This window comes from Actinomadura sp. KC216 (assembly GCF_004348535.1).
In the GTDB taxonomy this organism is placed as follows: domain Bacteria; phylum Actinomycetota; class Actinomycetes; order Streptosporangiales; family Streptosporangiaceae; genus Spirillospora.
Map to the genome: position 1 here is coordinate 22,286 of NZ_SMJX01000083.1, position 6,497 is coordinate 28,782.

A 6,497-nucleotide genomic window follows, 5' to 3' on the forward strand; every position below is an offset into this window, starting at 1 on the left:
GTGACGATGGCGACGACGCAGATCCGAGGGCTGGGCTACCTGAAGGTCCAGACCCGCCACATCGAGCGCTGGCGCGAGTTCGCCCTCGACGGGCTCGGGTTCGCCGAGGGAAGCGGCCCCGACCCGGACGGCCTCTACCTGCGCATGGACGAGCGCCGCGCCCGCCTCGCCGTGCTGCCCGGCGACGGCGACAGGGTGCTGGCCGTGGGCTGGGAGGTCCGCGACCAGTACGCGCTGGCCGCCGTCCGGGAGGCCGTCGAGAAGGCCGGGACGGCGGTGACGGCGCTGACCCCGAAGGAGGCGGCCGAGCGCGACGCCGAAGAGGTCATCGCGTTCACCGACCCCGGCGGAACCCCCGTCGAGGTGTTCTTCGGGCCCGTCCTCGACCACAGCCCCCTGCGCACCGGCTTCGCGCAGAAATTCGTCACCGGCGCCATGGGCATGGGCCACGTCGTCCTGCCCACCCCGAACTTCGCCGAGACCGTGACGTTCTACACCGAGGTGCTCGGGTTCCTGCCGCGCGGCGCGATGAAGGTCGGCGGCGGCCCCGTCCGGATCCGGTTCATGGGCGTCAACCAGCGGCACCACAGCATCGCGATCTGCCCCGCCCCGCACGACGGCGACCCGGGGCTCGTCCACCTGATGGTGGAGGTCGACACCCTCGACGCGGTCGGCATCGCGCTCGACGCCGTCACCGCGAAGGGCTTCTCCGTCTCCTCGACGCTGGGCCGCCACACCAACGACAAGATGGTCTCGTTCTACGTCCGGGCGCCGGGCGGCTGGGACATCGAGTACGGCTGCGAGGGCATGCTCGTGGACGAGGCGTACTACACCGCCGAAGAGATCACCAAGGACAGCTACTGGGGCCACGACTGGTCGGGCTCGGAACCGCTGGCCGCGTTCGTCCCGCCCGGGAAGTGAGCGTGAACGGCCGTTCCGTCGAGCCGTTCGCGGCCCGCGACATCGCAGCCTTCGACCACGAATGCGACGTGCTCGTCGTCGGGTTCGGATGCGCGGGCGCGGCGGCGGCGTTCGAGGCGGCGCGGGCGGGCGCGGACGTCATCGTCCTGGAGCGGGCGAGCGGGCCCGGCGGCACGTCGGCGCAGTCCGGCGGCGAGCTGTACCTGGGCGGCGGCACCGCGATCCAGAAGGCGTGCGGCTTCGACGACGACCCCGGCGGCATGTACGCCTACCTGGAGGCGGCGCTCGGCCCGAACGCCGACACCGCCAAGCTCCGCCTGTACTGCGACGGGAGCGTCGAGCACTTCGAGTGGTTCCGGAAGCGCGGCGTGCCGTTCAACCCGACCTTCTACGACGCGCCGACGTGGATGCCGATGTCCGAGGACGGCCTGATGTGGCTGGGGGAGAACTCCTGGCCGTACAACACGATCGCCAAGCCCGTCCCGCGCGGGCACCGTCCGGCGGCGGGCGGGTTCGGCGGCGGCATCCTCATGGAGAGGCTGTCGGCCGCCGCGACCGGGGCGGGCGCGGTCACGCACACCGACACCCTCGCGACGAACCTCGTCCTGGACGGCGACGGACGCGTCACCGGCATCGTCGCCCGCAAATACGGCGACACGGTCACCTACCGGGCCCGCACGGCGGTGATCCTCACGACCGGCGGGTTCGTGGACAACGACGCGATGCTCGCCGACCACGCGCCGCTGCTGCTCGGGCACGGCAAGGTCAGCGACGGCCTGGACGACGGCTCCGGCATCCGGATGGCCACCGCGATCGGCGCCGCCACCCGCCGCATGGCGGTGGTGGAGATCGCGCTCACCGCCCTGCCCGCGATGGTGTGCCGCGGCATGCTCGTGGACGGTCTCGGCCGCCGCTTCCTCAACGAGGACGTGTACCCGGGCCACTGGAGCGTCCACGCCGTGAAGCACCAGCCCGGCCCCTACTGGACGATCATCGACGAGGAGGGGTTCGAGGACGTCCCCGAGCCGGACCGCTGGGGCATCCGCCCCGAACACGTCACCGAGACCCTCGCCGAACTCGAAGAATCCCTCGGCATGCCCGCCGGCTCCCTGGAAACGACGGTCGAGACCTACAACCGGCACGCCGCGAAAGGCGAGGACCCGTATTTCCACAAAGACCCGAAATGGCTCCGCCCCCTGACATCGCCGTTCGCGGCCATCGACCCGCGCGCCGGATTCTTCGGCACCGGCGGGACGGGCGGCGGCGGGACGGGCTCCGCGACGGGCGCGGCCGGATTCACGCTCGGCGGCCTGCACACCACCGTGGACGGCGAGGTCCTGAACAATTCGGGCGTCCCGGTACCCGGCCTGTACGCGGCGGGCCGCGCCGCGTCCGGCATGCACGGCGAGGGCTACGTCAGCGGCACGTCCCTGGGCGACGGCACGTTCTTCGGCCGCCGCGCAGGCCGGGCCGCCGCCCGGGAGGTCAGCTGACCGTCAGGACGACCTTGCCGCGCCCGTGCCCGGTCGCGACCTCGCGGTGCGCGTCCGCCGCCCGCTCCAGCGGGAACACGCCGCGCACGTGGATCTTCAGCCGTCCCTCCTCGTAGAAGCGGGCCGCCTCGGCGACCCGCGCCGCCGACCGCTTGTCGGGCGTGAGCCGGACGCCGAGCTCCGCCGCCCGCTCGTGCTCGACCAGCGTGATGATGCGGTCCCTGTCCTTGACGAGCGCGAGCGAGACGGCCAGGGCGTCGCCGCCGGCCCCGTCGAGCGCGGCGTCGACCCCGTCCGGTGCGGCGGCCCTGACCCGCTCCTCCAGCCCGTCCCCGTAGGCGACCGGGATCGCGCCGAGCGACCGCAGATACTCGTGGTTGCCTTCGCCGGCCGTGCCGATCACGGTGGCCCCGGCGATGCGGCCGAGCTGGACGGCGACCGTCCCGACCGCGCCCGCCGCCGCATGCACGAGCAGCGTGTCGCCCGGCCCGACCGCCAGCTCCTCGACCGCGATGTGCGGCGTCATCACCGCCGCCGGGAAGCCGCCCGCCACGTCCCACGGCATGCTCGCGGGCTTGGCCACCAGCACCTCCGCCGGGACGACGACGTACTCGGCATAGGCGTTGAGACGGCAGTTCCCGATCACCTCAGCGCCTGGCTTGACCCCGGTGACGCCGTCGCCGACCTGGACGACCACGCCCGCGAACTCGTTGCCCGGCACGCGCGGGAAGCCCTCCGGCGTCCCCGGCGGCGACCACCCCTCGCGGACGGCCAGGTCGAACGGCTGCACCCCGGCCGCCCGCACCCGGACCCGCACCTGTCCCGGCCCGACCTCCGGCACGGGCACGTCCAGGATCGTCAGCACCTCCGGCCCGCCCGGCTCGCGGAACCCGGCAACCCTCATGATCGCCCTCCCTCATCGCCTCACGATCGGTCGGGAAGGACGCTATGACCTCAACCAAACTTGAGGTCAAACCGGTCACGAGGGGCCTATGGGCCGTAGCGGCCGGTCACCCGGCCACCGTGATCGCGCCGTTCAGCGCCGCCTCCTGGATCGCCGACCGCAGCGCCGGGCAGGTGCCGAACGGGTCGTCCGACAGGCCCGCGCACGCGGCCCGCGCGCCCGCGTTCCACTGGATGCTCGTCTGCTCCCAGCTCGCCTTGCGCACCAGCACCTCCGCCGCGCAGCGCCGGCACCGGACCGGCAGCAGCGGCCCGTCCAGCAGCCGCTCGTCCTGCCGCGCCGTCACGCCGAGGCCCCCTGGGCCTCGCGCCGCGCGAGGTTCTCCTCGACCTCCTTCTGCCACGACTCGACGGGACGGGTCGTGTCGATCTCGAACTCGAACCGGTCCGTCATCTCGGGCCTGATGTCGGCGACGTCCACGTAGAACTGCTCGTACCAGCGGCGCAGCTGGTAGACGGGGCCGTCCTCCTCGCACAGCAGCGGGTTGTCGATGCGGGTCTTGTTCCGCCAGATCTCGATGTCCTGCTCGAACCCGGTCAGGATGAACGTCGACAGCTTCTCCGCCGTCGCCTCCGCCGCGTCCGCCGGGAGCTTGTCGCTGTGCTGGACGATGATCCCCGAATGCAGCGAGAACGAGTTCTCGTCGATCGGGTAGTGGCAGTTGATCAGCACGGACCGCAGGTCGAAGCCCTCGTAGTGGTACGTCAGCTCGTCGATCATGAAGGAGGGCCCGTAGTAGGACGCGACAGAGCTGTTCCCCAGCATCTGCGGCCCCTCACCCTTGCCCGCGGGCCGCGCGTCCGGACGGCTCTTCCCCTTCATGATCTGCGTCGCGACGTGCCCCTCGAAGACGTTCTTGAAGTACGTCGGGAACGAGTTGTGGATGTAGAAGAAATGCGCCATGTCGACGACGTTGTCGATGACCTCGCGGCAGTTGGTGTGGACGATCGTCTCCGTCCACCGCCAGTCGGTCCAGTCGTCGCGGCTCGCGCCCTCGATGACGGGGATCGTCACGTCCTCCGGGGGCTTGCTCCCCTCCGGGTCGTTCCACACGAACAGCAGCTTGTCCTGGACCATCGTCGGCCACGCCGCCGTCCGCGCCCGCAGCGGCACGCGCCGCGCGTACGGGATCCTCTTGCAGCGGCCGTCGCCGCCCCACCGCCAGTCGTGGAACGGGCAGGCGATCTCGTTCCCTTTGACCGTGCCCTGCGACAGGTCGCCGCCCATGTGGCGGCAGTAGCCGTCAAGTACGTTGGTCTTGCCGTCCTCTCCGGTGAAGACGACGAGTTTCTGGCCGAAGGCGTTGACCGTATGGGGTTTGCCGTCCTGGAACGTCTCGGCGATCCCCAAGCAATGCCATCCCCGGGCGAAACGGGAGGAGATGGCCTCCGCCTCGATGGCGCGGACGGCGTCCGGCTCGGTTGCGGTCACTGTGGATCATCCCTTCGGCGAAGAATGGGGTGATTGAACGGTGGGGGTGATTGAACGGTAGGTCGCGGGCCGCCGCCCGGTCCGGCGAGTCCCGCTGGCCGGGACGTTCCGGGCCGGGGCGGCACCCTGACATGGTGTCCTTCAGAGGCGCTGGCGGGAAGGCAGGAGCAGGGATGAGCAACGAGGTTCTGGAGACCGTGCGCGGGCTCCTGCCCGGGATCGCGGAGCGGGCCCGGTCCGTGGACGAGAAGGGGCGCATCCCCGCCGAGACCGTCCGCGACCTGACCGCCGCGGGTGTGTTCCGGATGCTCCAGCCCACCCGCTACGGCGGCGCCGAGGACGATCCCGTCGCCTTCTACGAGGTCATCCGCGCGATCTCCGCCGCCTGCGGCTCGACCGGCTGGGTCGCCGCGGTCCTGGGCGTCCACTCCTGGCATCTCGGCCTGTTCGCCGACGAAGCCCAGCAGGAAGTCTGGGACTCCGGCCCGGACACGCTCATCGCGTCGTCCTACGCCCCGATCGGACGCCTCACCCCCGTCGACGGCGGCTTCGAGGTGACGGGCCGCTGGTCGTTCTCGTCCGGCTGCGAGTTCGCCGACTGGGCCCTGCTCGGCGCGCTCGTCGTCGGCGCCGAGGGCCGCCCCGTCGACTTCATGACCGTCCTGGTCCCGCGGACGGACTACGAGATCCGCGAGGTCTGGGACTCGATGGGCCTGCGCGGCACCGCCAGCGACGACATCGTCGTCGAGCGGGCGATCGTGCCGTCCCACCGCGCCATGCGCAACTTCGAGCAGGCGCAGCTCCGCAACCCGGGCCGCAAGGTCAACACCGGCCCCCTCTACCGGATGCCGTTCGGCACGATCTTCACCAGCACGGTCGCCGCCAGCGTGATCGGCATGGCCGCGGGCTGCCACGACCACTACGTCGCGCGGATGCAGGACAGGATCCGCCTGAGCCTCGGCGGCGGCCGCTTCGTCGAGGACGAGTTCGCGCAGGTGGCGGTGGCGCGCGCCGCGTCCGAGATAGACGCCGCCATTCTCCAGACCGACCGGAACGTCCGCGAGATCCACGAGTACGCCGCCCGCGGCGAGAAGATCCCGATGGAGCTGCGCCTGCGCGCCCGCCGCGACCAGGTCCGCGGCACCGAACGCGCCATCCAGGCGATCGACATCCTGTTCAAGACGGCGGGCGGCAACTCCCTGCACCGCGGCAACGTCATCGAACGCGCCTGGCGCGACGCCCACGCCGGCAGCGTCCACGTCGCCAACGACGTCGAACACGCCCTCTCCATGTACGGCCGGGGCGTCTTCGGCCTGAAGGTGGAAGACAACCTCGTCTGACCGTTCACCGAGCCGCCCCGGCGGTCGTGAACGCGGCCTCCGCCGGGGCGGGGCGGCCGATCCCACTGACCGGTATCGGTGATCGCGGCGGCAGCCTGGGCCCCGGATATTGTTCCTTGTCAGCACCGGAACGGACGTGGGGGAGGACCGTGGCGAGGATCGCGTCGGCGAGGCTGTCCGCCGAGCCGAGCTCACCCGAGCAGCACGACCGCCGCCGCCGCATCCTCCGCGCGGCGGCGCGCATCGGGGCGGAGAAGTCGCTCGAACGCGTCCAGATGCACGAGGTGGCGAAGGAGGCCGGGGTCGCGATCGGGACCCTGTACCGGTACTTCCCGTCGAAGGTCCACC

The 6,497-nt window shown here is 71.6% G+C and carries 7 protein-coding genes; 4 read left to right on the forward strand and 3 right to left on the reverse strand.

Annotated features, from left to right (window positions below):
* The first annotated feature begins 6 nt into the window (after nucleotides 1-6).
* Both E1264_RS16760 and E1264_RS16765 read left to right on the forward strand, forming a co-directional pair.
* The gene (locus E1264_RS16760; RefSeq protein ID WP_132174461.1) at nucleotides 7-921 is read left to right on the forward strand and encodes a VOC family protein; all 915 of its coding nucleotides are present in this window, start codon (nucleotides 7-9) and stop codon (nucleotides 919-921) included.
* Between the two features lie 2 nt (nucleotides 922-923).
* Nucleotides 924-2,414: an FAD-dependent oxidoreductase gene (locus E1264_RS16765; RefSeq protein ID WP_132174463.1), complete on the forward strand. Its 1,491-nt coding sequence runs from the start codon at nucleotides 924-926 to the stop codon at nucleotides 2,412-2,414.
* Here E1264_RS16765 and E1264_RS16770 read toward each other — a convergent pair.
* The 3 genes from E1264_RS16770 to E1264_RS16780 all read right to left on the reverse strand — a co-directional run bounded on the left by E1264_RS16770 (nucleotide 2,407) and on the right by E1264_RS16780 (nucleotide 4,809).
* Complete coding sequence (locus E1264_RS16770) at nucleotides 2,407-3,318, reverse strand: NADP-dependent oxidoreductase (protein ID WP_132174465.1); 912 nt, start codon at nucleotides 3,316-3,318, stop codon at nucleotides 2,407-2,409. The genes E1264_RS16765 and E1264_RS16770 overlap by 8 nt on opposite strands.
* Before the next feature lie 106 nt (nucleotides 3,319-3,424).
* Nucleotides 3,425-3,664, reverse strand: coding sequence for a ferredoxin (locus E1264_RS16775; RefSeq protein WP_132174467.1), 240 nt, complete (start codon nucleotides 3,662-3,664; stop codon nucleotides 3,425-3,427).
* The gene (locus E1264_RS16780) at nucleotides 3,661-4,809 is read right to left on the reverse strand and encodes a Rieske 2Fe-2S domain-containing protein (protein WP_132174469.1); all 1,149 of its coding nucleotides are present in this window, start codon (nucleotides 4,807-4,809) and stop codon (nucleotides 3,661-3,663) included. The genes E1264_RS16775 and E1264_RS16780 overlap by 4 nt, the downstream gene beginning before the upstream one ends.
* Before the next feature lie 173 nt (nucleotides 4,810-4,982).
* Here E1264_RS16780 and hsaA point away from each other — a divergent pair, with 173 nt between their 5' ends.
* A complete protein-coding gene (hsaA, locus tag E1264_RS16785; protein WP_132174471.1) occupies nucleotides 4,983-6,149 on the forward strand; it encodes a 3-hydroxy-9,10-secoandrosta-1,3,5(10)-triene-9,17-dione monooxygenase oxygenase subunit in 1,167 nt (388 codons plus the stop codon).
* A 149-nt stretch (nucleotides 6,150-6,298) separates the two neighbouring features.
* The coding region (locus tag E1264_RS16790; RefSeq protein ID WP_132174473.1) for a helix-turn-helix domain-containing protein at nucleotides 6,299-6,497 on the forward strand (199 nt) is incomplete at its 3' end.

Excerpts from the sequence above, each read along its gene's own strand:
- E1264_RS16760 (WP_132174461.1), top strand. The coding sequence starts at position 7 with ATGGCGACGACGCAGATCCGAGGGCTGGGCTACCTGAAGGTCCAGACC.
- E1264_RS16770 (WP_132174465.1), bottom strand. The coding sequence starts at position 3,318 with ATGAGGGTTGCCGGGTTCCGCGAGCCGGGCGGGCCGGAGGTGCTGACG.
- hsaA (WP_132174471.1), top strand. The coding sequence starts at position 4,983 with ATGAGCAACGAGGTTCTGGAGACCGTGCGCGGGCTCCTGCCCGGGATC.